This window comes from Sphaerisporangium sp. NBC_01403 (genome assembly GCF_045040145.1).
GTDB classification, from domain to species: Bacteria; Actinomycetota; Actinomycetes; order Streptosporangiales; family Streptosporangiaceae; genus Sphaerisporangium; species Sphaerisporangium viridialbum.
Map to the genome: position 1 here is coordinate 4,952,940 of NZ_CP109534.1, position 26,458 is coordinate 4,979,397.

Sequence of the window (26,458 nt, forward strand, 5' to 3'; positions counted from 1 at the left end):
GTGCTTCAACTTCACTCCTATTTCGCTACAACCGCGCCCGCACCGGCATGGGAGCCGCCGCGGCGAGGGCGGGCCGGCCTCAACGCTCCGACGGAGCGCCTTCGGTCTTGACCTTCGTCGCGGTGCTCTTGGAGGTGTCCGGCTGGAAGCGCTCGACCACGTCGGTGTAGTGGTCGGAGGCGTCCACCACGTGGCCGACGGCCACCGTCAGGTCGCCGACGTGGGTGACAGCCTGCAGGCGCATGGTGCGCGGCTTGGCCGAGGTCTGCCCCCGGACGACCCGCCACCCGGACGCGCCACCGCGAAGCAGGTACGCCGCGCTCGCGTGGTCGGGGTCGAACCCCGACACCCAGAAGTGGCCCTTGCCGTCCCCGGTGACGCCGTACAGCTCCGCGTAGCGGCCGGGCACCGAGGCCCGGCTCCAGCTCTTGCCGTTCCAGGTCAGGATCAGCGGCGCGATCTTCCCTCCGTCGTGGTAGACGCCGCCCACGGCGACGGCCTTCTTCGGCCCGTCGATGTAGACGTCGCGCAGGAACCCTCCCTGGACGGACGGTGCCGCCATCGGCTTCCAGGTGTTCCCGGACAGCCGCATGATCAGGGGGCCCGCCTCGCCGTCCCCGACCGCGAGCCCGTCGCCCTTGCGCGTCAGCGCGACGCCGTACAAAGTGCCCTTGACCTTGCCGTCGACGACCGTCCAGCCCTTGGCCGTGGACGTCGCGACGAGCGCGAAGCGCTCCTCACGGGCTCCGCGGGCGCCGTTGCGCGTCTTCTTCGTGCGGCTGCCCACGGCGACCATGCGGCCGGGAACGGCCGCGACGCCGCCGAGCGAGTCACCCGAGCCGAGCTGCGGCACGCTGACCCGGTCGAACGCCGAGCCGTCGCCGCGCACGACGTACGGCAGGCCGTCGTGGCCGTCGCCGACCGCCCAGATCTCCCCGGGGGAGGCCGCCGCGACCGACCGCAGGTGCCCGGCGCTGGAGGCGTCGTTGCGTATGCCCATCTCGGTCCAGGTACCGCCGTCCCAGTGGGTGATCACGCTGCGGTTCTGCCAGGCCTCCCAGACGTCCTCCTGTCCGACGGCCCAGATGTTCGTCTTGGACAGGCCCACCACGTCGGACAGGGACCCGTCGGTCTGCAGCCGCGCCGTCGCCGACTCCTGGAGCAGGCCCGCCGGGCCGCGCTCGGCGGCACGGGGACGTGGCGGGTCGGCATGGGCGTGCGCTGCGGAGGTGGCGTGGATGAGGGCACTGGTCAGCACGGCGGTCAGCATCACGCACATCGGCAACGCACGCCGCGACAAGCGGCGGGACATGTCCAAATCGTACGTGTCCTGCCATCACGCGCGTGGCAGGTACCCGAATGTTGACCAAACGGTCACCTGAACCCTGCGCGGCCGTCGCCCTGGGCCGGACCGAGGAAGGCTCAGCTCGCCAGGAGCTCGGCGACGACGGGCAGGTGGTCGGTGGCGGCCTGGAGGTCGGCCGCGGCGGCGTCGACGCCGCCGCAGGACCGCACCGACAGCGCGGGGGCGGCGAAGACCACGTCCAGCCGCCTCCCAGGCGTCCTCGCCGTGAAGGTGAGGCCGTCGCCCCGGGGCGCCAGCGGGTAGCAGTCGGCGAGGCGCCGGGTGAAGTACCGGAAGGCGGCCCCGCCCGGCTGCTCGTTGACGTCGCCCGCCAGCACGATCGGGGCCCCGAAGCGCTCGGCTACGCTCTCGACCAGGCCCATGATCTCGATGGCGTGGCACAGCCGGGCGGCGGCGACGAGGTCCAGGTGGACGGAGGCGACGGTGATCCTGCTGTCCCCGCACTCCACCACCGCGATGGCGACCGCGCGCCGCTCCAGCCCCATGAACGGCCGCAGCAGGTGGCCCTCGGCGTGGACCACCCGGGTGCCCGGCGCGGCCAGCACCGCCACGCCGCCCCAGCGCCGCCCGGCGACGACCCGCAGGCCGGCGGCCCTGGCCAGCTCCGCGCGCCTGCTCCGCCACCGGAGCAGGCGCGGGGCCTCCTGGACGCACAGCACGTCCGGCGCCATGGCCCTGATGACCCGCGCCAGCGCGGCGTTGTCGTCGTACATCGACCGCACGTTGTAGGTGCCGACGCGGATCACCATGGGGCCCCGGTGCCTGTTCCTCGTGCCAGGTGGCCGGTCAGGGATGCCTGGCGAGGTCGGCCGCGCCCACCAGACCGGCGGCCGGTCCGAGCTCGGCCGGGCGGATGTCGGCGTGCGGCCGGTGCTCGCGAGCGGTCAGCGCGCGGAGGAACGCCGCGCGGGCCTGGTCGATCCACAGGTCGGCGGCGCGGGAGACGCCGCCGCCCAGGATGAAGCACCCCGGGTCGAGCACGGCGGCGAGGTCGGCCATGCCCTGGCCGAGCCACTCGGCCATGGTCGCGAACGCGGTCAGGGCCGCGGCGTCGCCCTCGCGGGCGGCCTGCGTGACGTGCTCGCCCTCGATGTCGGACACCGAGCCTCCGGCGAGCTCCAGCATGCGGCCGGCGCGGTCGGGCTCGGCGGCGGCGACCACCCTGGCCTCGTGGACCAGGGCGTTGCCGCTGGCGTACTGCTCCCAGCATCCGAGGTTGCCGCACCCGCACAGGCGGCCTCCGGGGACCACCTGCATGTGGCCCATCTCGGCGCCCATGCCCCACCGGCCGCGGTACAGCGAGCCGCCGAAGACCAGGCCGCCGCCGATGCCGGTGCCGACGGTGACGCACACGACGTGGCTCTCGCCGCGCCCGGCGCCGAAGCGGTATTCGCCCCAGGCCATCGCGTTGGCGTCGTTCTCCACCACGACGGGCAGGTTGACCCGCTCGGCGACCTTCTTCTGCAGGGGTTCCTCACGCCAGGCGAGGTTCGGGGCGAACCTGACGACCGACCGCGTCTCATCGACGAACCCGGCGGCGCCCAGCCCGACGGCCTCGACGTCGTGGCGGCTCGCGAGATCGAGCACCGCTTCGGCGATCGTGTCCGCCACCTTGTCGGGGCTGTCCGCGGGCGTGGGCCGCAGGAGGTTCTCCACGATGTGGCCGTCCTCGTCCACGACCCCGGCGGCGATCTTCGTACCGCCGATGTCAACGCCGATCGTCAGCGCCATTTCTCATCCCTTCCCCCCGAGAATCCCGCCAGGCCCTCAGCCCAGGTCGATGTGCTCTACTCGGGTGTCCGTGTCGCCGGGGCGCCTCGGCGTGGCGGGTCGCGACATGGCGTCGACCGCCTGGCGGAACGCGGCGAAAAGCTCGCCGCCCGCCGTGATCAGGTGGTCGGCGACGTCGCCGCCGGCGTCGCGCCTGGCGGCCTTGAGCCTGCAGACGGGGCAGGCCCGGCAGATGTACTCATCATCGTCATGCCCGGCCACCGCCTCGCTCCACACGTCTCCGGCTCCGCGTTTCGCGCCGCCGAAGGCCTGACCCAGCCCCTGGCCGAGGCCGCTCACGCCGCCCTTGACGATGCCCTTGCCGAGCTCGCGGCCCGCCCTCTGCTGCAGCGAGTCGAAAAGCTTCCGCGCCTCGCCGGTGATCGAGCTCAGGGGGTCGGGCCGGTCGTCCCTGGCACCGCCACGGGGATCCTCGCGCCGCCCCGCCCGCTCCTCGTCGGCCGCCGCGCGCCGGTCGCGCTCCCTCAGCCACTCGTCACGGCTGACGCCCCGCTGGACGTCCTGCCGCTCACCGGCGCCGCCGGTGTGCTCGCGCCGTTCCTGCCGCCCGTCCTCGGGCAGGTCGCCGTGGTTCTCGTTCATTTCGGTCATCAGGCCCCTCCTGCCTCGAACCGTACCCGGAGGTGGCCGTCCCGGAGCGCCGCGTCCATGACCGATCTGCGGGCGAGCGCGGCGGGCAGCGCGAGGACCCGGCGGTAGGAGCCCGCGGTGACGATCAGCTCGTCGCCCTTCCTCGCCAGGTCGACCTCGCTCTTGTCCGCCAGCGGCAGGGCGAGGGTCAGCTCGTGGACGTCGCCCTCGGACCGGATGGTCAGCGGGGGCTCGCCGGACGGCGGCGCGAACGGGTCGGCCTTGCCGTACAGCTCCTCCGCCAGCGCGGCCAGCGCCTCGGGCCCGACCGGCTCGGCGGGGAGGTAGGGCACCCGGTGGACGGGCAGCGGCGCGAAGGACTCCTCTACCGCCGCCAGGTGCCTGGACTGGGCCTCCACCCAGCCGCGCCGCCACGCGTCGGAGCCGTCGCCCGGGAACACCCGGTTGGCGACGACGGCGTCGACGCGGTAGCCGTACAGGCTCAGGGAGGTGAAGGTGCGGCGGGCCTCGGCGACCACGACGGCCTCGGGCGTGAGCACGAGCCGCACGGAGGCGTCGTCGCCGGTCAGCAGCTCGCGCACCCCCATGAGCCCGGCGTGCAGCCGCTCGCCCGCGCTCACCACGCTGTCCTCGGGGACGCTGAGGCGGGCGACGTGCCGGATCACCGGGGCCAGCGCCCGCATCAGCCTGCGGCCGGCGGGCAGCAGGCGGCTGACGTGCCAGTCGAGCGCCTCGGGAAGGGCGAGCAGGCGGAGCGTCTCGGCCGTCGGGGCGCAGTCGACCACGACGACGTCCCACCGGCCGGTGCGCACCTGCTCGCGCAGCTCCAGCAGGGCGATGATCTCCTCGGCCCCCGGCAGCACCGTGAGCTCCTCGGAGGTGATCTCGTCGAGGCCGAGCTCGGCCAGCAGGCCCCTGGCGTACTCCCGCAGGTCGCCCCAGTGGCGCTCCAGGGCACGCTGGGTGTCCACCTGCTGGAGGTACAGGCCCGGGGCCGCCTCGGCGGGCTCGCCCGAGCCGGGCACGCCGAGCGCGTCGGCGAGGGAGTGGGCGGTGTCGGTGGAGACCACGAGCGTCTTCAGCCCTCGGCGGGCGGCGAGCGTGGCGGTCGCCGCGGCCACGGTGGTCTTGCCCACTCCCCCCTTGCCGGTGAAGAGGAGGATTCTCGGGGTCCCGGCGCTCATCGGCCCTCGACGCGCTTCTTGAGACCCTTGAGCGCGGTGTCGACGATGACCTTCTCGGCCTTGCGCTTGATCATGCCGATCATGGGGACCTTGAGGTCGACGGCCAGCTCGTACGTCACCTCGGTGCGCCCGCCCGCCTCCGCGAGGCGGTAGCTGCCGGTGAGCGCGGACACCATCTTGCCAGGCTCGGCGATGTCCCAGTCGACGGCCTCGTCGCCGCGCCAGCGGTAGGCCAGGGTGTACTCGTCGCTGATCACCCCGGCGTCGAGGACGAACCGCACGGTGGCCGGGCGCCCGTCGTCGCCCACGGACAGGACCTTCGCGGACTTCACCTGACCTGCCCACTCGGGGTAGGCGGCGAAGTCGGCGATGACCGCCGTGATGGTCGACGGGGCGGCGCCGATCGTGATGCTGGACGTGGTGCGATCAGCCATGGCCTTACCGTACTCGTTCACCGTTCCCGAGCGAACGTCCGCACGGCCGATCTCCGAAGTCGCGCGGCGCTCATGCGGGGCGGGGCTCAGAGGTCGAGGGCGAAGGGGCTGCCCCGGCCGCGGAAATGCCCGACGTTGACGCATTCGGTGCGGCCGATGCGGGTGCGCGCGGCCAGCGGCTGGTGCACGTGGCCGAAAAGGGCGTAGCGGGGCTGGGTGGCCTTGATCGCCTCCAGCGTCGCCCGGCTCCCCCGCTCGAACCGCCGCGCCACCACGTCGTACAGCAGGCCGGGGACGGCGGGCGGGATGTGGCAGCAGAGCACGTCGACGGCGCCGACCGCCTCGACCTTGCGGGCGAACTCCTCGTCGTCGACCTCGTTCGGGGTGCGGTAGCGGGTGCGCAGGCCGCCACCCACGAACCCGAAGGTCAGCCCGCCGATCTCGGCGGTCTGGCCGTCGAGCACGTGGTGGCCGTCCCTGACGTAGTCGCCCCACAGACCGGGCAGGTCGACGTTGCCGTAGGTGAGGTAGGCGGGCGTGGGCATGGCGGCGAAGATGCGCGTGTACTGCTCGCGGACGGCTCCCTCGATGTGGTCGCGCGGCTCCCCGCCGAGGGACGCCCACAGCGCGGCGGACATGCTCCGCGCCTCCTCGAAGCGGCCGGCCGTGCGCAGCGCGATGAACTCCGACGCCCGCTCCTCGCCGAACAGCTCACCGAAGATGCCCTGCGAGGGGTCGTGGTAGTCGACGAAGAGGATCAGATCGCCGAGGCAGATGAGCACGTCGGCGCCCTCTCCCGCGCGGGAGAGGGCGTCCGCGCGCCCGTGGACGTCACTGACGACATGGACCCGCATGACGGACATCGTAGTACCCGGGCCATACCCGACCTAGCGCTTGGCCGTCAAGCGACGACACGCGCGAGGTCACCGGCTCGGGCCGGGCGGCCCGCCGGACGACCCTGATAGCGTGAATCGACCGTTATGAACGGTGGGTGACGGACTATCCCCGCGCGACGCGAAGCGATAGCGTCCAGGCAGCCCTCCGGCAGAGACATCCTTCCTGCGTGCACCCAGAGGAGTGACCGTGCGCGAGTACAGCGTTCCCGTGCTGGTGGACGTACCGGCATCCGCCAACTGCGCCGACACGGTGTTCAGGCGCGGCGACCAGGAGCCCGGGGCAGTGGTGATCAGCCGCAAGGCCGGCGACGCCTGGGCCCCCGTCACCGCCGCCGAGTTCCGCGACCAGGTCGCCGGGGTGGCCAGGGGCCTGATCGACGCGGGCGTCGAGCCGGGCGACCGCGTGGCGCTCATGTCGCGCACCCGCTACGAGTGGACGGTCGCCGACTACGCCATCTGGGCCGCGGGCGCGGTGAGCGTCCCGATCTACGAGACCTCCTCCGCCGACCAGGTGAGCTGGATCGTGTCCGACAGCGGCGCAAAGGGCGTGATCGTCGAGACCGGGTCGCACGAGGAGACCGTGAGGCAGGCCCTCTCCGGCGTCGCCGGAGACCCGGTCATCTGGCGCATCGAGGGGGGCGCGTTCGCCGAGCTGACCGCCGCCGGCGCGGACGTGCCCGACGAGACGCTCAAGGAGCGCCGCCGCGCGCGCGGCGGCCGCGACCTCGCCACGATCATCTACACCTCGGGCACGACGGGCCGTCCCAAGGGCTGCCGCCTCACCCACGACAACCTGCTGTTCACCGCGCACAACGTCGCGAAGGGCCCGCTGGAGGCGCTGTTCGAGGTCGACGGCCGGGCCGCGCTGCTGTTCCTGCCGCTGGCCCACAGCTTCGCCCGCATCATCGAGGTCGTGCTGATCGAGACCGGCACCGTCCTCGCGCACACCCCCAACATGAAGAACGTCGCCCCCGACCTGCAGGCCTTCAAGCCGACCTTCCTGCTCGGCGTGCCCCGCGTGTTCGAGAAGGTCTACAACGCCGCCGAGCAGAAGGCCTCCGCCGGGGGCGGCCTCAAGAGCAAGATCTTCCACCGCGCGGTGGACACCGCGATCGCGTGGAGCCGCGCCGAGAGCTCCGGCGGCGCCGGGCTCGGCCTCCGGCTCAGGCGAGCCCTGTTCGACAGGCTCGTGTATGGCAAGCTGCGCGCGGCCACCGGTGGCCGGCTCAACGCGGCCGTCTCCGGCGGCTCGGCGCTCGGCGAGCGGCTCGGCAACTTCTTCAAGGGCGCGGGCATCGAGATCTACGAGGGCTGGGGCCTCACCGAGACCTCCGCCCCCTCGACCGTGAACATCCCGGGCGCCAACAAGATCGGCACCGTCGGCAAGCCGTTCCCCGGCGTGACCATCGGCGTCGCCGACGACGGCGAGGTGCTGGTCAAGGGCCGCCACATCTTCGACGGCTACTGGAACAACGAGCAGGCCACCGCCGAGGCCGTCGACGCCGACGGCTGGTTCCACACCGGCGACGTCGGCGAGCTGGACAAGGACGGCTACCTGCGGATCACCGGCAGGAAGAAGGAGCTCATCGTCACCGCCGCGGGCAAGAACGTCGCGCCCGCGCCCCTGGAGGACCGCATCCGCGCCCACCCGCTGGTCAGCCAGGCCATGGTGGTCGGCGACGACCGGCCGTTCGTCGCGGCCCTGGTCACGCTGGACCCCGAGGCCCTCGACCAGTGGAAGGACGCCAACGGCAGGTCCGGCGCCTCGCTCGCCGAGCTCACCTCCGACCCGGCCGTGATCGCCGCCGTCCAGGCCGCCGTGGACGACGCGAACACCCAGGTCTCCAAGGCCGAGCAGGTGAAGAAGTTCGTCATCCTGGAGACGGACTTCACCGAGGAGAGCGGCCACCTCACCCCGTCGCTCAAGGTCAAGCGCAACCTGGTCGTCCGCGACTTCGCCAAGGACATCGACGCCCTCTACGGCTGACGAGTCGAGGCCAATCGCGTCCGGGCCGGGGTGCGGTCGGGCGTACGGGCCGGGGCGCGGTCGGCGTCCATGAGCGGCAGGCGGAGCACGAACCGCGCGCCTCGCGGAGAGTCCTCGACCGTGAGGGTTCCTCTGTGGGTCTTGGCGGTCTCCCGGCAGATGGCGAGGCCGAGCCCGCTGCCGCCCGGGTCGCTGCGCCGTCCGTCCGCCAGGCGGACGAAGGGTTCGAAGACCCGCTCGCGGTCGCCGGGAGCGATGCCGTCACCGTCGTCCAGCACGGTGACGACGGCCTGGTCGCCCACGCGTTCCACGGTGACGTCGACGCGCGAGTGAGCGTGCCGCTGCGCGTTCGTCAGCAGGTTGCCCAGGACTCCGATCAGCTGCAGCCGCCTGCCGAGCACGACCAGCTCGCCGCCGCCGCGGATCCGCACCGGCGTGCCGTGGGTCCTGGCCTCCACCTCCTCCCACACGAGCGCGGCGAGGTCGAGCGGCGCGGGGGGTGACATGTGCGTCTTCTTGACCCGCGTGTACGCCAGCACCTCGTCGATGAGCGCCTGGAAGCGCTCCGCCGTCCTGAGCGTTTTCCGGATGGTCTCGTGCGGATTCACTTCGTCGGGGTAGGTCAGCGCCTCCTCGAGTTGCACCCGCAGGGCGGCGACCGGTGACCTGAGCTCGTGTGAGGCCATGGAGGCGAAGCGGCGCTGGTAGGTCACGGCCTGCTCCAGCTGCTCGAGGAACTCGTTGGAGGTGCGGGCGAGCCGGGCGATCTCGTCGTCGCCGGGCGGCTCCGGGACCCGCGTGCTCAGGTCGTTCACCGTGGCCTCGCACACCTTCTCGCGGATCGCCGCCACCGGACGCAGCGTCCGGCCCACGACGCTCCAGGTGATCCAGGCGACGGCGGCGGAGATGAGCAGCACCAGGGCGGCGATGGCGCCCTCCAGGTAGCGCGTGGCCAGGATGGCGGGCTCTTTGGTCCCGGCGTACACGTAGTGGCGCTCGCCGCCCCACAGCAGCAAGTTCGCCTGCGGAAGGACCCGCATGGCCGCGACCAGGAGGCAGCCGCCCTGGGGCGGGCACTCGGTGAGGTAGCGGGGGCGCTCGTCGATGAGCCGGTCCTTGCTGATCGGCGGCAGCTGCGCCGCCGACGCGCTGGCCGCGACCAGCTCGCCACGGGAGTCGACGAGCTGGAGGTAGTCGACGTGACCCGTCGCCTCGGGCGGCGCTACCAGGCCCGGTCGCATCGACGCGATCCAGTCGATGGCGGCCCGTTGCGTCTCGCCGTAGATGTGCTCCTCGATCCTGTTGCGGATGCCGAGGTCGAGACCGACACCGATCACGGTGAGGACGATCAGGGACAGCATCCCCACGGTCAGGGTGAAGCGACCCTGGATCGAGCGCGGACGTGGCAGCCGGTGCCATCTGAACCTCAAGGCGAATCTTGCTCCCTGTATCCGTGTAAACGCGAGGAGAATAAACGTAACGCAATCTCTTTGCATATTAAGCGCGCTTTACCGCCAATCACCACAATGCATACAGAAAGCAAAACAATTTATTACCGATCGCTGACCTGGTGCTTACCGTCCGGACGGCGGGCGGGCCACCGGGGTACATTAAGGTCTGCGTCAGCCCAGGTCACGGCAATGAGACCAGCCGCGCGCTCGAGCCCCCGGTCGCCCGCGGCATCGCGGCGACGGGCGGCCCCGGCACCCGTTCATGGCAGGACGATCTCAATCCAGGGACTCCAACGAGTTTGTGGTGCATCCCAGGCTCGCGGGCCACGGGCCGACGTTGTTCGCGGGGCTATCGAAGCATGTCGACTTGAAGCTCGTGAGCCGGCTGGAGTTCGGCTCGGGGGCAGTGGCGATGCGGTACGAGCCGAGAAGGTAGCCATCGGGCTTGCTAGCCCGAGCCGGAGTCACCGTGCGCGAGTACGAGGTCCTGCGGTTGCTCGCCCGGCGCCTCGGAAACCGGGAGATCGCGACGCGGCTGCACCTGTCGCCGCGCACCGTGGAAAAGCACGTCGCGTCCCTCCTCACCAAGACCGGCCTCCCCAACCGGACCGCGCTGAGCGAACTGGCGGAGACGACGCCGGAACATTGACGCGCGGCCGATGAGGAGTTGGCCTTGGCGCGCCGGCGGCGCGCCGTAGCCGCACAGGCTGGTCGCGCGCCAGTGGAGAATCACCTGATGAAAAGACTCACATTAACAGTGCCCACGACGCGACACGATCCGGATAGCGGCTACATGCTGCACGGTAAGCGATTTGACGACCCCTACGCCTGGCTGGAGCGGCTCGACGACGCGGAGACCCAGGCGTGGATCAATGCGCAGGAAGCCGTCACGCATGCTGTGCTGCGCGGAGCGCCGGGACGCGACTGGCTGCGGGCAACGGTCGCCCGCTCAGCGCGCCATGCGCGGCTGTCGCCGCCGATTCGCACCGGCCCGCACGGACGCGAGTTCGTCTGGCAGGCGGACGCCAACGACGAGAAGCCCTGTCTCATGGTGCGGCGCAGCAAGGACGCACCGCTCGAAACGGTACTCGACCCCAACGCATGGAGGAGCGACGAGGCGCTGGTGTTCGCCGTGCCGTCCCCCGACGGCACGCTGGTCGCGTTCGGGAAGGCCGTTGGCGGCACCCACGACGCGATGATCCACGTGCTCGACGTCGAGACGGGGCGGCTGCTCCCCGACCGGCCCCGCGGTACGAGCCACACGTCACCGGCTTGGCGACCCGACGGGTCAGGGTTCTTCTATGCGGCGTGTCCCGAGCCTGGTGAGGTGCCCGCGGGCGACGAGGCGCACTGGAACGCCATCTACGAGCACCGGCTCGGGTCGGACGCGCCGGCCCGCCGGATCTTCGGCGACGACCACGCGAAGGAGTACTGGTGCTCCGTCAAGATCAGCGAGTGCCACCGCTTCGCCGTGCTTTACAAGTGGGACTATGTGCACGCCAACGTCGTCTACCTGCTACGCCTCGCGGACGACGCGCTCGTGCCGGTCGCTCCCACCATGCGGTCTCTCAACCAGGTGCAGGTGATCGGCGACTCGCTGCTCGTCCATACCGATCTGGACGCGCCGCGCGGCCGTCTCTGCGTCGCGCCACTCACGGCGCCGACGAAGTGGCGGACGCTCATCCCCGAGAACTCGGACACACTGCAGACAGTCGCCGGCGTCGGCGGCCGACTCTACGCCGTCTACTCACATGCGGCGTCGCATCGCGTGCGCATCCACGCCGAAGACGGCGCCTACCTACGCAACCTGGTGCTGCCGGCGCTCGGCTCGGTGAATCGCAACGAGGGCGAAGGCATCATCAGCGGCGTCGGCGGCACCTGGAGCGGCGACGAGGTGTGGGTGAACTTCACGTCGTACGTGCAGCCACCATCGGTCTACCGGTACGACTACGCGGCCGACCGCCTATCCCCGTACCACGTGCCCGACGTCGGGCTGGACGCGTCCGCGTACGTGACGGACCAGGTCTGGTACGAGTCGCTGGACGGCACGCGGGTGTCGATGTTCATCGTTCACCGCAAAGACCTCCCTCGCGGCGGGCGCCGGCCCGTACGTCTGAGCGGCTACGGTGGCTTCAACATCCCGCTGGAGCCACGCTTTTCGGCCCTGAACGCCGCTTGGTTGAAGCTGGGCGGCGTCCTCGCCTTCGCAAACGTGCGAGGCGGCGGCGAATACGGCCGCGCCTGGCACGAGGGGGCATGCAAGACGCGGCGGCAGAACGCCTTCGATGACTACATCGCCGCGGCGCGTTGGCTCGAGTCGGCGGGCTATACGACTCCCTCCAAGCTCGTTTCGCGTGGCAACAGTAACGGCGGTCTGCTCGTCGCCGTCACCGCCATGCAAGCACCAGAGGCCTTCGGAGCCGTTTACTGCCGCGCGCCCGTCCTGGACATGCTGAACTTCCCGAAATTCGGCTACCTGAGCTCGGCGACCGTCGAATACGGCTCGCCCGACGATCCCGTCGAGGGCGCGTATCTCGCCGGCTATTCGCCGTATCACAACGTCCGAGCCGATCGCCGCTACCCCGTAATGACGTTCGTGTCGGCGTTGAACGACCGGGTCGCGCCACCGTACGACCCTCTCAAGATGGTCGCCATGCTCCAGGCCGAAGGCACGCAGGGCGGACCCTATCTCCTGCTGCCCCTCCGGGCCTCGGGCCACGGCGGCGGCACCACGCTCACGGCGCTCATCGAACAAGACGTCGACGAACTGAGCTTCTACTGCTGGGCGCTCGACATCGCACCACCTACCCCGGGGGAGACGCCCGTCGCAACATCAGAGGCCGCCCGGTGATCGAGACCCGGGCATCTTCCCGGACCGGGTCGTCGACGGCTCGCCGATCCTGCGGCCGTCCGGCCGAGTGATCTTCCAGGCGCGCCGGCATAGACGGGCAGCCCTCTACCCGGGCCACCTGACCCGGCCGCCACAAGAGGTCATCGATGCCGTGAACACGTCTATACGATGGCTTGGCGAGGTGTTGGCGCGGATCCCAAAGGGTGGACATGGTTGAGAGCGTAAGCACCGCCAAGCGCGGCCGGCCGAGCCGGAGCGGCGGGGGCGGTCCCGAGGTCGACCTGCGGCAGTTGCTGGCGGGGCTCACGGCGGTCCGCGACGGCGACTTCGGCACCCGGTTGCCCGAGGACGGCGACGGGCTCTACAGGGAGATCGCGACCGTCTTCAACGGCATGGTCGACCAGCTCTCGCTGTTCACCTCCGAGGTGACCCGCGTGGCCAGGGAGGTCGGCACCGAGGGCCAGCTCGGCGGGCAGGCCGAGGTGCCCGGCGTCTCCGGCACCTGGAAGGACCTCACCGACTCGGTGAACGCCATGGCGGGCAACCTCACCGACCAGGTCCGCAGCATCGCCCAGGTCACCACGGCGGTCGCCAAGGGCGACCTGTCGCAGAAGATCACTGTCTCGGCCCGCGGCGAGATCCTCGAGCTCAAGAACACCATCAACACGATGGTCGACCAGCTCTCCTCCTTCGCCGACGAGGTCACCCGCGTCGCCCGCGAGGTCGGCACCGAAGGGCGGCTGGGCGGCCAGGCGCAGGTCACCGAGGTCGCGGGCACCTGGCGCGACCTCACCGACTCGGTGAACTCCATGGCCGGCAACCTCACCGACCAGGTCCGCAACATCTCGCAGGTCGCCACGGCCGTCGCGCGCGGCGACCTGTCGCAGAAGATCACCGTCTCGGCCCGCGGCGAGATCCTCGAGCTCAAGAACACACTGAACACGATGGTCGACCAGCTCTCCTCCTTCGCCGACGAGGTCACCCGCGTCGCCCGCGAGGTCGGCACCGAGGGCCGCCTCGGCGGCCAGGCGGACGTCAAGGGCGTCTCCGGCACCTGGAAAGCGCTCACCGAGTCGGTGAACGTCATGGCCGACAACCTCACGGCCCAGGTGCGCAGCATCGCCGAGGTCACCACGGCGGTGGCCAAGGGCGACCTGTCGCAGAAGATCCGGGTGGACGCGCGTGGCGAGATCCTTGAGCTGAAGGAGACCATCAACACGATGGTCGACCAGCTCTCGGCGTTCGCCGACGAGGTCACCCGCGTCGCCCGCGAGGTCGGCACCGAGGGCAACCTCGGCGGCCAGGCGACCGTCCGGGGCGTGTCCGGCACCTGGAAGGACCTCACCGACAACGTCAACGTCATGGGATCCAACCTCACCGGCCAGGTGCGGTCGATCGCCCAGGTGGCGACCGCGGTGGCCAGGGGCGACCTCTCCCAGAAGATCACGGTCGAGGCCAAGGGCGAGGTGGCCGCGCTGGCGCAGACGATCAACACGATGGTCGAGACGCTGAGCGCCTTCGCCGACGAGGTCACCCGCGTGGCCCGCGAGGTCGGCACCGAGGGCCAGCTCGGCGGCCAGGCCCGCGTGCCGAACGTCGCCGGCACCTGGAAGGACCTCACCGACAACGTCAACTCCATGGCGAACAACCTCACCAGCCAGGTCCGCAACATCGCCCAGGTCACCACGGCGGTCGCCCAGGGCGACCTGACCAAGAAGATCGACGTCGACGCGCGCGGCGAGATCCTGGAGCTCAAGACCACGATCAACACGATGGTCGACCAGCTCTCCTCCTTCGCGGCCGAGGTCACCCGCGTCGCCCGCGAGGTCGGCAGCGAGGGCAGGCTGGGCGGCCAGGCGGAGGTCGAGGGCGTCTCCGGCACCTGGAAGCGCCTCACCGAGAACGTCAACGAGCTGGCCGGCAACCTCACCCGGCAGGTGCGCGCCATCGCCGAGGTGACCAGCGCGGTCACCTCGGGCGACCTCACGCGCTCGATCACCGTCGACGCCTCCGGCGAGGTGGCCGAGCTCAAGGACAACATCAACTCCATGGTGAAGTCCCTCAGGGAGACCACCAGGGCGAACCAGGAGCAAGACTGGCTCAAGACCAACCTGGCCCGCATCTCGGGGCTCATGCAGGGCCACCGCGACCTCGCCGTCGTCGCCGAGCTGGTCATGAACGAGCTGGCGCCCCTGGTGTCCGCGCAGCACGGCACCTTCCTGCTCGCCGAGGAGACCGCGGGCGCCACCGAGCTGCTGGTGGTCGGCAGCTACGGCCACCAGGAGGTGTCCCGCCGGTACGCCCTGGGCGACTCGCTGGTCGGGCAGGCCGCGCTCGCCAAGCGCACCATCCTGGTCGAGGAGGTCCCCCCGGGCTACCTCACGATCTCCTCCAGCCTCGGCCAGGCGGGCCCGGTCAACCTCATCGTGCTGCCCATCGTGGTCGAGGACCAGGTTCTCGGCGTGATCGAGCTGGCCAGCCTCAACAGGTTCACGCAGACCCACCGCGACTTCCTGGAGCAGCTCGTCGAGACGATCGGCGTCAACGTCAACACCATCGTCGCCAACGCCCGCACCGACGCCCTGCTGACCGAGTCGCAGCGGCTCGCGACCGAGCTGCAGGTCGGCCAGGAGGAGCTCCAGCGCTCCAACGCCGAGCTGGAGGAGAAGGCCGAGCTGCTCGCCCAGCAGAACCGCGACATCGAGACCAAGAACATCGAGATCGAGCAGGCCCGCCAGGAGCTGGAGGACCGCGCCCAGCAGCTCGCGCTCGCCTCGAAGTACAAGAGCGAGTTCCTGGCCAACATGAGCCACGAGCTGCGCACACCGCTCAACTCGCTGCTGATCCTCGCCCAGCTCCTCGCGCAGAACCCCGCTCGCAACCTCACCGCCAAGCAGGTGGAGTACGCCAACGTCATCCACTCGGCGGGCACCGACCTGCTCCAGCTCATCAACGACATCCTCGACCTGTCCAAGATCGAGGCCGGCAAGATGGACCTCACCCTGGAGCCGTTCCACATCCGCCAGCTCCTCGACTACGTCGAGGCGACGTTCAGGCCGCTGACCACGGAGAAGGGGCTGCGGTTCGACGTCAGGGTGGGCTCGGACGTCCCCACCCAGCTCCTGATGGACGAGCAGCGGCTCCGCCAGGTGCTGCGCAACCTGCTGTCCAACGCGGTGAAGTTCACCGAGGCGGGCTCGGTGAAGCTCCGCGTCGAGCGGGCCGGTGAGATGGACCTCCCCGCCGGGCCGAGGCAGCAGGCCCTCGCCTTCCACGTGGTGGACACCGGCATCGGCATCGCCGAGGAGAACCTCTCGCAGATCTTCGACGCCTTCCAGCAGGCCGACGGCACCACGAGCCGCAAGTACGGCGGCACAGGCCTCGGCCTGTCCATCAGCCGCGAGATCGCCACGCTGTTCAACGGCGAGATCCGCGCGGTGAGCACCCTCGGCGAGGGCAGCACGTTCAGCCTCTACCTGCCGATGACGCACTTCTCCGGGGAGCCCACCACGGCGCCCTCCCCTGCCGCGTCCTTCGGCGCCCAGCCGTTCGACACGGCGCCGGCGGAGGCGGTGGAGCTGCCCGCGTCGGCCGGCCCCGGCGGCGCGCCCGGTGAGGACGGGCGCCGCCTGCTCGTCGTGGAGGCCAGGCCGAACGGGCTGCTGTCCCTGCTGGCGCAGAGCGTCGTGAGCGATCTGACGGAGACCCACGGGCCCGTACGGGTGACCACCGCCAGCAACCCCGACAGCGCGCTCGCCGCGCTGGCCCGCGATGGCTACCACTGCATCGTGCTCGACCTCGGCATGCCGCACGACGCGGCGGCGGAGTTCCTGCGCAGGCTCGACGAGGACTCCGTCCTGCGCTCGCTTCCGGTGCTCGCCCACCACACGCGCAAGCTCACCCGCCCCCAGGAGAACCTCCTGCAGGGCCGCTCGCGCACCCAGCCGCTGGAGCGCCTGCCCAGCCTGGACGAGCTTCGCGAGCGCATCACGCTCCACCTGTCGGCGAAGGGGCCCGGCGACGTGCTGCCCCTGGTGCAGGCCAGCCCCGACGAGGTGGCCCGCGACGTCGAGAAGGTCGACAGCGGCCTGCTCGGCCGCAAGGTGCTGGTGATCGACGACGACGTCCGCAACGTCTTCGCGCTGACCAACATCCTCGAACTGCACGGCATGCAGGTGCTCTACGCCGAGAACGGCCGCAAGGGCATCGAGGTGCTCATGCGCAACGACGACGTCGACCTCGTGCTGATGGACATCATGATGCCCGAGATGGATGGGTACGCCGCGACGGCCGCGATCCGCGAGATGCCCCGCTTCGCCAACCTGCCGATCATCGCGGTGACCGCCAAGGCCATGCACGGCGACCGAGAGAAGACCCTCTCCTCGGGCGCCAGCGACTACGTCACCAAGCCCGTGGACGCCGAGGAGCTCATCGACCGCATGCAGCGCTGGCTGGAGCTGTGAGGCTCGGGCCGGCGACGAACTGACCCCGGACGCCCGAAAGCCGAGATACTCACCTCAGGCCGTCGGCCGAGCCGGTGTCGGGGGCTGAGCCGGTCTCCGTGCGGCCGGGGGCGGGGTGGGACAGGAGTTCGGCGAAGCGGTCGGCCACGAGGTCCCAGCGCCACTCGCGCTCGATCCAGGCGCGGCCCCGCTCGCCCATGTCACGGGCGCGGGCCGGGTCGTTCAGCAGGGCCGTCAGGGCCGACGCCACCGCGGCCGGATCCTCGCCGTCCACCACCACGCCCGTCTCGCCGTCGCGCACCGCGTCGGGCGCGCCGCCGGAGGCGCCCGCGACGACCGGCAGCCCGGTGGCCGACGCCTCCAGGTACACGATGCCGAGGCCCTCCACGTCGAGCCCGCCCAGCCGCGTGCGGCACGGCATGGCGAACACGTCACCGGCGTCGTAGTAGGCGGGCAGGGTGTTCCACGGGACGGACCCCGTCACGATGACCGAGTCGTTCAGGCCGGCCGAGCTGATCGCCTGTTCGAGGGCGCCGCGGGACGGCCCGCCGCCGACCAGCAGCAGCACGGCGTCCGGCACGTCCCGCAGCACCGCCGGCCAGCAGCGTACGAGCGTGTCCTGCCCCTTGCGCGGGACCAGCCGGGAGACGCACACCACGACGGGCCGTTCGCCGATGCCGAGCGACACCCGCACCCCGGCGCCGCCCGCCCCCCGGTGGAAGACCTCGGTGTCCACGCCGGGCGCGAGCCGTACGAGCTTCGCGGGCGGCATCACCCGCGCCAGCCTCTCGCGGGTGTAGTCGCCGAGGTAGGTGATCGCGTCCGCGTGGGAGCCGATCCTCGCGAGCAGGCCCCGCACGAGCGGCACGCCCGCCCAGGCGGCCTCGTGGCCGTGGGTCAGCATGACCACCCGCCGCGCTCCCGCCGCGCGCATCGAGGGCGCCAGGATGCCGAGGGGCGCCGCCGCGCCGAACACGACCGTGTCGCACCCCTCCTCGCGCACCAGCGCGGCGGCCCGCCTGGCGACGTCGGGCACGGGCAGCATCAGCGACGTGGGATGCCGCACGACGCGGTACGGCTGCCGCGCGTCGAACTCCTCCCAGCCGTCCCACCGGGACGCGTAGACGGTGACGGAGCCCGGCGGGCGGCGTACGGCGAGCGCGTGCACGAATGCCTGGATGCCGCCGGGCCTCGGCGGGAAGTCGTTGGTCACGACCAGCGTCTTCGCGTGCCCGGGGTCGCGCTCGGGCGGGGTCACGGCTCCGGCAGCCCGTGCAGGCGGGCCCAGGAGCGTGCGAGGGCGAGGCGCTGAGGGCTCGTCGGGTGGGACGCGTACATGAGGTACTCGAAGGCGTCGGGCGACAGGTCGGAGATGTTGGTCACGGCGAGGCGCTTCTGCATCGCCGCGAACGTCGCCGGGTCGCGGGTCAGGTCGAGCGCGTGCACGTCCGCCCTGGTCTCGATCTGGCGGCTGACGACGTTCTCGGCGGGGCCGGAGAGCACGGTGGCCAGGCTCATCAGGCCGAGCAGGAGCCCGACCGCCCGGGGGTCGCCCACCGACGCGACGCCGGCGCGGCGCCGCACCGAGGGGAGCGAGACCACCATGAACAGCAGACAGGCCCCGGCGGCGGCGCCGAGCGCGCCGACCAGCGTGCCGTACAGGACGTCGCCGTTCTTGGCGTGGCCGAGCTCGTGGGCGACGACCAGCTCGACCTCGCCCGCCGGCGCCCGCAGCAGCGTGTCGTACACGACGATGCGCCGCGTCGCCCCGAACCCGGAGACGTAGGCGTTGAGCGCGGTGGTCCTGCGTGAGGCGTCGGCGACCAGCACGTCCTCGACGGGGACGCCGTCGCGGCTCGCCATGGCGATCAGGTCGCTGCGCAGCCGCCCCTCAGGCAGCGGCGTGAAGTCGTTGAACAGCGGCTCCACGACGACCGGGTAGACGAACGAGGCGACCACGGTGAGCAGGAACGCCCCCGCCGCCGCGGGGATCCACCAGCGCCGCGGCGCCCGGCGGGCCAGCCACACTATGGCCAGCACCATGATCGCGACCAGCACGGTCTGGACGCCGAAGGTCTTGAGCCGGTCGGCCGACCAGGCGGGCCAGTGCTGCGTGGACAGGCCGAAGGCCCGCAGGCGGGTCTCGTACCACATGCCGATCGGCCACTTGAGCAGCAGGCTCACGGCCGAGAGCGCGAGGACGCCGAGCAGCGTGCGCAGCCACCACGGCCCCCTGAGGCGGCCCGTGACCCACGCGCCGAACGGCGTCAGGACCAGCACGCCCGCGACGACCAGAGTGACCGCCAGCGAAAGGTACACAGGGACGTTGACGGCGGCGTCGAACGCGGCGGCGCGGGAGATCTGCCCGGGGGTGAAGTCGCGCGCGGGATCGGGCGTCACGGCCGGGGCGGCGCCCGGCAGGGGCCGCCACGGCGTGGTGACCGCGACCACGGCGGCCAGGACCACGCCCAGCACGACGAGCGCGATGCCCGCCGCACGCGCTGCCCCGCCCGCGCGCACGCCGCTGCGGGCCTCATCGATCAGCCCCGCCATCCCACCTGCCCCTTCCCCCGGACGCCCGCTCCATGCCCCGGGCGGCCCGCCGCCGTGGCGGCCGGGCCCCTCACATCACGCCTGGGGCGCGGCGTCGTCGTCACGAGAGCTCCCTTCGGACGTACTCACGCCAGGCGGCGGTGAACTGCTCCGTGGTCATGCCCAGAGCCCGGCCGAGCGCGGTACGCGGGTCACTTCGCATGGACTCACGGTAGAGGGTCACAAGGGCCCTCTCGCCGAAGCGCCCCGCGACATACCGGCAGGCGAGCCACGCCTCCTCGTACGCCTGCGCCAGCCGCGCGGACCCGGCGGCGAACGAGGCCGGGCCCGGGAGCGCGCCCGGCAGGCTCCCGGCACGCACCTCGGCTGCCAGCTCGGCCGCCGCGGAGGCGACGGGGATCCCAGAGCGGAGGTAGCCGACGTAGTCGGCGAACCCCTCGATCAGCCACTTGGGCGTACGCCCGTCGGTCGCCGCCCCGGTGGCGACGTGCGTGAGCTCGTGGGCCAGGACGACGTCGCGGCCCGCGCCGGTCAGGCGGGCGAACGAGCTCGGCTCGATGATCACGCGGTCGGTGCCGGCCACCGCGGCCAGCCCGCCCACCGCGGCGGGCGCGGCGAGCCTCGCGGCCTGGTCGGTGGTCGCGGGGACCAGGATGAGCGGCCGTACGGGGCCCGCGACCCGGGACACGGTGCGGGCGGCGCGGTCGGCCCTGCGGGCGAGGTCGGCCAGGCCCGCGAGGCCCGGGCCGCCCGCGCCGCCCGGCCGTCCGATGACGGCGGAACGCTCGCCCCGTACCACCTCGGCCCCTGACCAGATCTCCGGATGCTCGCGCATCACCGAGCCCGCACGCGACCACGGGCCGTCGCCGGCGGGGGGACCCGACAGCGCGGCCAGCAGCCCCGCCAGTGCGGCCCAGAGCCAGACGACGCGCATGCGGGCAATCTACCTGCCCGCTCCCCAGGGCCCGGCCCGCCCGCACCCGCCCGCACCCCGGACCCAGCCCGCCCTACCCGCCCGCTCCGGCGGGCAGGGGCGGGCCCGGAGAACGTGCGAAGGCCCCGTCCGCCTCGAGGGGAGAGAGGTGGACGGGGCCCTCACGACCTTCGCGTGCTCAGCGTGCCGCCGGAGAGGCTTCTCGGGAAAGGAGTCCTGGGAAGTCCCCTGGCACGCGGGTCACGCTCCGGGGCGGACCGCTCCAACGAAGGCGGCCTTGCGGTAGCCGCTCAGCTTGTCGATGCGCACCCGCGCACCGCTGTGCGGGGAGTGGATCATATTGCCGTGCCCGACGTACATGCCGACGTGACCGAGGCCGCTGAAGAACATCAGGTCGCCCGGCTTGAGGTTCTTCCAGGAGATCTTCTTCTTCACAGAGCGGAACTGGCTGGCCGCGATGCGAGGAAGCTTCACGCCGGCCTTGCGCCAGGCGTACATGACGAGCCCTGAGCAGTCGAACGCGCCGGGGCCGCTGGCACCCCACCGGTACGGATCGCCGACCTGCTTCTTGGCCACGGAGACGGCCGTGTGCGCCTTGATTCGCTGTTTGGCGACCTTGCTCAGCTTGGAGGAGCTCTGAGCGGTGGTCACCGTGGCGGCGTCAGCCGCCGTCGCCTGCATCGCGACCGCCCCGGCCGAGGCCGTCATGGTGAGCACGACACCGCCGAGGGAGAGGCGGGCGAAGCGAGACAGGCGGGGGTTATGCGTGGTGCTGGACAGGATCGCTCCTTGATTCTTCCACTCACGCCTACCGGGTTAGCTGACGGATTCGGGCTTGGAAGTCGCCCTACGGCACCAATGGCGCCGATTCACCCCCTGACCCCACATTTAGGGTCAATTGGGTCCCCGGTTCCGCGCTCCTTGCCGCACGGATTCGGCAGGTCACCGCTGCCTGCGGTCCTGATTCGCGCCTTACTTCGACGGCGGTGACCAATGGATTTGTTCTGCGTACATCGACCGGCCGGACCGGCTTCGCTCACGACGGCATGGCGTGCTCGCCGCGGCCCAGAAGCTACACAGATCCTCAAATGTAGGCAAAGGCGCGGGCAAGTCTGTAGATCAATTACCGATGATCGATAACGCATAACGCCTGCAAATCAGGGGCCTCATTTACCTAAATGTGATTCCCCTCACATATCCCGAAACGGCACCACTCGCGAGTCACACCGGTCACTCCCGCCCCACGAGTCGGCGATCTTGTGCCGAGGGTTTCGGTCACCGGGATCCGCAAGAACTGTTCCGCAACAGCTCTTGCGCAGCAGCCGTTGCGCATGTCAGCCTGGTGCAATGGATCAAGACAACATCCGCACGATCACCGACTCGCGGGTGCTCGCCGCCCTGGCCCATCCCCTGCGGCGCCGTCTCATGGACGTGCTGAAGGTGGACGGCCCCTCGACGGCCAGCATGCTCGCCGAGCGCACCGGCCAGGCCGTCGCCAACGTCAGCCACCACCTGCGGGTGCTGGGCGCCAGCGAGCTGATCGAGGAGGCCCCCGAGCTGGCCCGCGACCGCCGCGAGCGCTGGTGGCGGCTGGTGTCGGCCGGCGTGCGCTGGTCCACCAAGGACTTCGGCGACGACCCGGCCGCGGCGGCCATCGCCAACGCGGCGACCTCGCTCAACCTCGACCACCACGTCAGCCTGGTACGCGCCTGGTACTCCGCCGGGGACGACGAGCACGAGGCCTGGGGGGACGGCCCGTTCGCCACCGACAAGTGGCTGCGGCTGACGCCGTCCGAGCTGTACGAGCTGTCCCAGGAGGTCACCGCCCTCTTCGACCGGTGGGCGAAGCGCGAGGTGCCCGACGACGGGGAGCGGCGCGACCCGGTGTTCCTGTTCGCCTTCGGCGTCCCGGGGCAGCCGTGAGCGACGCCGGCACCCAGACCCACACCGGCGCCGCCGGTCCCACCGGCCCGGGCGCCGTACGCCGCCGCAGGGGCGGCCTGCTGCGCGACCGCGACTTCCGGCTGCTGTGGACCGGAGAGACCGCCAGCAGCTTCGGCAGCACCCTCACCAGCGTCGCCCTGCCGCTGGTCGCGATCACCGTCCTGCACACGAGCACGTTCGTCGTGGCACTGCTGACGGCGGCGGCGTGGCTGCCCTGGCTGATCATCGGCCTGCCGGCCGGGGCGTGGGTCGACCGCCTCCCCCGGCGGCCGGTGATGCTGATCTGCGACGCCGCCTCGCTGCTGCTGTTCCTCAGCGTCCCGGTGGCCGCCTGGTGGGGCCGGCTGACCATCGGCCATCTGCTGGCCGTCGCGCTGCTCGCCGGCACCGCCAAGGTGTTCTTCCAGACCGCCTACCAGGTCTACCTTCCCGCCGTGGTCCCCGTCGCCGACCTGCCTGAGGGCAACGCGAAGCTCCAGGGCAGCGAGTCGGCCGCCCAGGTCGTGGGCCCCGGTCTGGGCGGCCTGATAGCGCAGCTCTTCGGCGCCGTCACCGGCCTGCTGGTCGACGCGCTGACGTTCCTGGTCTCGGCGCTCTGCCTGCTCGCGATGCGCACACGCGAGGCGTCCGTCAGCCGGGCACGCCGGACGACCACGCTGCGGCGGGAGATCGGCGAGGGGCTGCGCTTCGTCGCCCGCGATCCGTATCTCCGCGTGCTCACGGTTTTCGGGGCCATCAGCAACCTCGCCCTCATCGGCTACCAGTCGATCTTCATCGTCTTCCTGGTCGGCGACATCGGCGTGAGCCCCGGCACGGCCGGCGCCCTGATCGCGGCCACCAGCCTCGGCGGCGTGGCCGGCGCCGCGAGCGCCACCCGGATCTCGCGGCGCCTCGGAAGCGCCCGCGCCCTCATGGTGTGCGAGATGATCGGGGCGCCGTTCGGCCTGCTCATCCCGCTGGCGAGCCCGGGCCCTGGCCTGGCGTTCGTGGTCGTGGGAGGCCTCGGCGTCGTCGCGGGCGTGGTGGCGGGCAACGTCATCAAGTCGAGCTTCCGCCAGATGTACTGCCCCCGCGAGCTGATGGGCCGCGTCTCGGTCAGCATGCAGTTCGTCAACTACGGCACGCTCCCGCTGGGCGCGCTGATCGCCGGGGTGCTCGGTGAAGCCATCGGCGTCCGCCCATCGATGTGGATCATCACAGGAGCCCTGGCGCTGACGGGTCTCGTCCTGCTCGCCGGGCCGATCCGCCGCAACAGGGACCTGCCCTCGGCGCCCCCGTCCGCCGTCAGGGCAGGATGAGCCGCACCGCCCGCCACGCGGGGCCGCTGAGCAGGACCTCCCAGGCCGTGAACAGGTCGAGCAGTTCCCGCCCGTGACGGGCGCGGATATCGGGATTGACGCGGGCGAGGTCCAGTTCGTTGGCCGCGGTGATCTCGGCGAAGTCCCGGCGCAGGGCGAGCGGCGGGTGGAGCAGGGCGCCGGTGAAACGATCCTTGAAGGGCCCCCCGTCCTCGGCTAGGCGCGGGTAGGAGAAGGCGCGGTCGCAGCTGGCGTAGAAGTAGACGAGCCGTTCGGCCTCCTCGCCGGCGACCCCGGCCAGCTCCTCCCGGCGGGTCACCTCGCCCAGAGCGGTGGGGAAGCCGTCGGTGCCGTAGTAGGCGTGGCTCAGCCCGGCCAGCCGCACCGCCGGCCGCGCCCCCCACTCCCGGAGCAGTGCGTGGACGCGCCTCAGGTGGGCCAGGAGCGTTCCGCCCGGATGGGCGATGTCCCGGGCGCCTCGCGCGGCCAGCAACTCGACCACCGGGGCGCTCAAGAGCTCTTCCTGTTCACCGGACGCGGCCACGGGTAGGCGGGCATGGTCGCTCCTCACGACGGGTCGGCACCCGCCCGCCGCCCGGCGGTGCCGGAGCCGTGCGTCCCGGGGTCACCGGACGGCACCGGACAGGCCGCGGACGGGTTGCCGCCAAGTTCGGGAGCCACCGTCCGGCCGGCTCCTCACACCATCCTGGAAGCAGGCGTGATCTCAGTCAATTCCGGGGTTTCCTAAGGCGGACCCCAGCGATACCTTGGGCCGGTGACGCTTGACGACCTGCGCGTGTTCATCGCGGTGTACGAGACGGGGAACCTCAGCACCGTCGCCCGCGCGCTGGACCGCACCCAGTCGGCGGTCAGCCAGCACGTCAAGCGACTCGAACGCGAGACCGGCCTGGCGCTGATCGAACGGCAGCCACGCGGCGTCGTCCCCACCCAGGCCGGGCGCATCCTCTACCAGGCGGCCCTCGGCGGCATCGCGTCCCTCGACACCGCGCTGCGCCGGCTCGGCGAGCTGCGCGACGGCCTCGGCGGCGCGGTGAAGATCACCACAGGCGGGGTCACCGTGCGGCACTTCATGGCCGGCGCCATCAGCGCGTTCCGCCACCACCATCCCGATGTGAGCCTGGAGTTCCGGTCGGCGCACTCGGCGCGGCGGTGCGTCGAGCTGCTCCACAGCGGCCAGGTCGACCTCGCCTGGATCACCCTGGGCCGGCCTCTGCCGGGCATCCAGCAGCGGCCGGTCGTCGAGCTTCCCTGGGTGCTGGTCGTCCACGCGGGCGACCCTCTGGCGGACAAGGACGCCATCCATCCCGGCGACCTGGGGGCGATCCGCTACATCGCCCATCCCGAGAACTCGGCCTCACGTCACCGCCTGGAGGAGAACTTCGTCCGCCTGGGGTTCGCCCCTCCCGCCCCAGTCGGGGTGGCCGACTGGGACACCGCGATCCTGCTGGCCGAGCTCGGCGTCGGGCACGCCATTGTGCCCGCCCTCCCCCGGCTGCCGCTCTCGCCGGACAGCCCCGTGCGGGCCGTGCCCATCCCCGACCTGACCCCGATCACCGTCGGCTGGGCCGTCCGCCAGTGGGACGCCCTCAGCCCCCTGGCCACCGAGTTCGCCGACCTGGTCACCGCCACCGGGCAGGGCGCTCAGGGACGTACGGCGCCGAAGATGCCCCGGTAGGACGAGAGCGGGACGACCTTCACGACGTCCCCCGTACGAGGGGCGTGGACCATCTTGCCGCCGCCCGCGTACATGCCCACGTGGCCGAGGCCGGAGGCGAACAGCAGGTCGCCCGGCTGCAGGGCGTTCAGGGAGACCCGGCGTGAGGCCCCCCAGGAGTACTGCTCGGCGGCGGTGCGCGGCAGGCTGACCCCGGCGGCCCGCCAGGCCGCCTGGGTGAGCCCCGAGCAATCGTAGGAGCCTGGACCGGTCCCGCCGTACCGGTAGGGCTTGCCCACCTGCGCGAAGGCGAACTGGAGCGCCGTGCGCGCGTTGCCGGAGGCGGAGCCGGTGTACTTGATGCCCGGGCTGTTGGGGTTGCCCGCGTTGTAGGCGTTAAGGCTGCGGAGCAGGCGCTCCTGCTCCCCGACCAGCTTCTCGACGTCCTTCTTCTGCTTGCGGAGGTCGTCGAGCAGCTTGATTGCCTTGTCGTAGGCGCCCTTGGCCTTGTCGCGCTGCCCCTTGACCGAGCGGGTGGCGAGCTCGAACTCCGCCAGCGTGCGCGACTGGCCCGCGGACATCTGGTCGACCGAGGCGAGGCCGCTGAGCAGCGACTCGGGGTCGCCCTGGGTGATGAGGTTGGGCCAGGCCAGCAGGTCGCCCGACTGGTAGGTGCTGACCGCGACCGACACCAGGCCGGCGCGCAGCCCCTCGATGGTGTCGAGCTGCTTCTTGAGCCGGCCGTTGAGGTCGTTGTACTCCTTGCGAGCCTTCTTCCAGTGCTCGCCGGCCAGGTTGTAGCGGTCCACCACCTTGTCGGCCTGGTCGTTCAGCTTGGCGAGCCTCGCCTTGGTCTGGGCGACCGTGGGCTTGGGCTTCGCCTCCGCCCCGCCTGCTTGCGTCAACAAGACCGCGGCGATGAGCCCGGCGGCCACCGGTACCCGCCCGGCTCCCCGGATGCCACGCACGACCACTGGGACGTCAGCCCCCTCATGTGAGACAAGTGAGACAACCTGGGCCGAGATCTTACAGAAGCCGCA

At 71.6% G+C, this 26,458-nt stretch carries 21 protein-coding genes and 1 riboswitch; of the genes, 7 read left to right on the forward strand and 14 right to left on the reverse strand.

Annotation, left to right across the window (positions count from 1 at the left end; translation table 11 throughout):
- Positions 1–79 precede the first annotated feature (79 nt).
- The 7 genes from OG589_RS22260 to OG589_RS22290 all read right to left on the reverse strand — a co-directional run bounded on the left by OG589_RS22260 (position 80) and on the right by OG589_RS22290 (position 6,220).
- Positions 80–1,312 (reverse strand): hypothetical protein, encoded by a 1,233-nt coding sequence (locus OG589_RS22260; protein WP_405151883.1) that lies wholly within the window; start codon positions 1,310–1,312, stop codon positions 80–82.
- A 110-nt stretch (positions 1,313–1,422) separates the two neighbouring features.
- On the reverse strand, positions 1,423–2,115 hold the full coding sequence (locus OG589_RS22265; protein WP_405151884.1) for an endonuclease/exonuclease/phosphatase family protein: 693 nt from the start codon (positions 2,113–2,115) through the stop codon (positions 1,423–1,425).
- A 37-nt stretch (positions 2,116–2,152) separates the two neighbouring features.
- The gene (locus tag OG589_RS22270; RefSeq protein WP_405151885.1) at positions 2,153–3,097 is read right to left on the reverse strand and encodes an ROK family glucokinase; all 945 of its coding nucleotides are present in this window, start codon (positions 3,095–3,097) and stop codon (positions 2,153–2,155) included.
- Between the two features lie 36 nt (positions 3,098–3,133).
- The gene (locus OG589_RS22275; protein WP_405151886.1) at positions 3,134–3,748 is read right to left on the reverse strand and encodes a hypothetical protein; all 615 of its coding nucleotides are present in this window, start codon (positions 3,746–3,748) and stop codon (positions 3,134–3,136) included.
- The gene (locus OG589_RS22280) at positions 3,748–4,932 is read right to left on the reverse strand and encodes an ArsA family ATPase (protein ID WP_405151887.1); all 1,185 of its coding nucleotides are present in this window, start codon (positions 4,930–4,932) and stop codon (positions 3,748–3,750) included. The genes OG589_RS22275 and OG589_RS22280 overlap by 1 nt, the downstream gene beginning before the upstream one ends.
- Positions 4,929–5,366: an SRPBCC family protein gene (locus OG589_RS22285; protein ID WP_405151888.1), complete on the reverse strand. Its 438-nt coding sequence runs from the start codon at positions 5,364–5,366 to the stop codon at positions 4,929–4,931. The genes OG589_RS22280 and OG589_RS22285 overlap by 4 nt, the downstream gene beginning before the upstream one ends.
- An 86-nt stretch (positions 5,367–5,452) precedes the next feature.
- The gene (locus OG589_RS22290; RefSeq protein WP_405151889.1) at positions 5,453–6,220 is read right to left on the reverse strand and encodes a metallophosphoesterase; all 768 of its coding nucleotides are present in this window, start codon (positions 6,218–6,220) and stop codon (positions 5,453–5,455) included.
- A gap of 229 nt (positions 6,221–6,449) precedes the next feature.
- Between OG589_RS22290 and OG589_RS22295 the strand changes: the two genes are divergently transcribed.
- Positions 6,450–8,249, forward strand: coding sequence for an AMP-dependent synthetase/ligase (locus tag OG589_RS22295; RefSeq protein WP_405151890.1), 1,800 nt, complete (start codon positions 6,450–6,452; stop codon positions 8,247–8,249).
- Here the strand turns inward: OG589_RS22295 and OG589_RS22300 are convergent.
- On the reverse strand, positions 8,240–9,679 hold the full coding sequence (locus OG589_RS22300) for a sensor histidine kinase (RefSeq protein WP_405151891.1): 1,440 nt from the start codon (positions 9,677–9,679) through the stop codon (positions 8,240–8,242). The genes OG589_RS22295 and OG589_RS22300 overlap by 10 nt on opposite strands.
- 490 nt (positions 9,680–10,169) lie before the next feature.
- On the opposite strand from OG589_RS22300, the gene OG589_RS22305 reads away from it, so the two are divergent.
- The 3 genes from OG589_RS22305 to OG589_RS22315 all read left to right on the forward strand — a co-directional run bounded on the left by OG589_RS22305 (position 10,170) and on the right by OG589_RS22315 (position 17,014).
- A complete protein-coding gene (locus OG589_RS22305; RefSeq protein ID WP_405151892.1) occupies positions 10,170–10,349 on the forward strand; it encodes a response regulator transcription factor in 180 nt (59 codons plus the stop codon).
- A gap of 87 nt (positions 10,350–10,436) precedes the next feature.
- Positions 10,437–12,551, forward strand: a complete 2,115-nt coding sequence (locus tag OG589_RS22310; protein ID WP_405151893.1) for a prolyl oligopeptidase family protein — start codon at positions 10,437–10,439, stop codon at positions 12,549–12,551.
- 209 nt (positions 12,552–12,760) lie between these two features.
- A complete protein-coding gene (locus OG589_RS22315; protein ID WP_405151894.1) occupies positions 12,761–17,014 on the forward strand; it encodes a HAMP domain-containing protein in 4,254 nt (1,417 codons plus the stop codon).
- Positions 17,015–17,063: 49 nt separating this feature from the next.
- Here OG589_RS22315 and OG589_RS22320 read toward each other — a convergent pair whose 3' ends face one another.
- From OG589_RS22320 to OG589_RS22335, 4 genes are all read right to left on the reverse strand, one after another.
- Entirely contained in the window at positions 17,064–18,272 is a 1,209-nt protein-coding gene (locus OG589_RS22320; protein WP_405151895.1) for a glycosyltransferase family 4 protein, read from the reverse strand.
- Positions 18,269–19,567 (reverse strand): M48 family metallopeptidase, encoded by a 1,299-nt coding sequence (locus OG589_RS22325; RefSeq protein WP_405151896.1) that lies wholly within the window; start codon positions 19,565–19,567, stop codon positions 18,269–18,271. The genes OG589_RS22320 and OG589_RS22325 overlap by 4 nt, the downstream gene beginning before the upstream one ends.
- Positions 19,568–19,667: 100 nt before the next feature.
- A complete protein-coding gene (locus OG589_RS22330; RefSeq protein WP_405151897.1) occupies positions 19,668–20,501 on the reverse strand; it encodes a hypothetical protein in 834 nt (277 codons plus the stop codon).
- A gap of 240 nt (positions 20,502–20,741) precedes the next feature.
- On the reverse strand, positions 20,742–21,209 hold the full coding sequence (locus OG589_RS22335; RefSeq protein ID WP_405151898.1) for a C40 family peptidase: 468 nt from the start codon (positions 21,207–21,209) through the stop codon (positions 20,742–20,744).
- 82 nt (positions 21,210–21,291) lie between these two features.
- A riboswitch (cyclic di-AMP (ydaO/yuaA leader) is annotated at positions 21,292–21,451 on the reverse strand.
- A 397-nt stretch (positions 21,452–21,848) separates the two neighbouring features.
- On the opposite strand from OG589_RS22335, the gene OG589_RS22340 reads away from it, so the two are divergent.
- Together OG589_RS22340 and OG589_RS22345 are read left to right on the forward strand one after the other, a co-directional pair.
- Positions 21,849–22,424 (forward strand): ArsR/SmtB family transcription factor, encoded by a 576-nt coding sequence (locus OG589_RS22340; protein WP_405151899.1) that lies wholly within the window; start codon positions 21,849–21,851, stop codon positions 22,422–22,424.
- Entirely contained in the window at positions 22,421–23,743 is a 1,323-nt protein-coding gene (locus tag OG589_RS22345; protein WP_405151900.1) for an MFS transporter, read from the forward strand. The genes OG589_RS22340 and OG589_RS22345 overlap by 4 nt, the downstream gene beginning before the upstream one ends.
- Here the strand turns inward: OG589_RS22345 and OG589_RS22350 are convergent.
- Complete coding sequence (locus tag OG589_RS22350) at positions 23,730–24,257, reverse strand: DUF6817 domain-containing protein (protein WP_405151901.1); 528 nt, start codon at positions 24,255–24,257, stop codon at positions 23,730–23,732. The genes OG589_RS22345 and OG589_RS22350 overlap by 14 nt on opposite strands.
- 261 nt (positions 24,258–24,518) lie before the next feature.
- Here OG589_RS22350 and OG589_RS22355 point away from each other — a divergent pair, with 261 nt between their 5' ends.
- Positions 24,519–25,439, forward strand: a complete 921-nt coding sequence (locus tag OG589_RS22355) for a LysR family transcriptional regulator (protein ID WP_405151902.1) — start codon at positions 24,519–24,521, stop codon at positions 25,437–25,439.
- Here the strand turns inward: OG589_RS22355 and OG589_RS22360 are convergent.
- Positions 25,406–26,326 carry an NlpC/P60 family protein gene (locus OG589_RS22360; protein WP_405151903.1) on the reverse strand — a complete coding sequence of 307 codons (921 nt, stop codon included), beginning with the start codon at positions 26,324–26,326 and terminating at the stop codon, positions 25,406–25,408. The two genes, OG589_RS22355 and OG589_RS22360, sit on opposite strands and share 34 nt — an antisense overlap.
- Between the last annotated feature and the right edge of the window lie 132 nt (positions 26,327–26,458).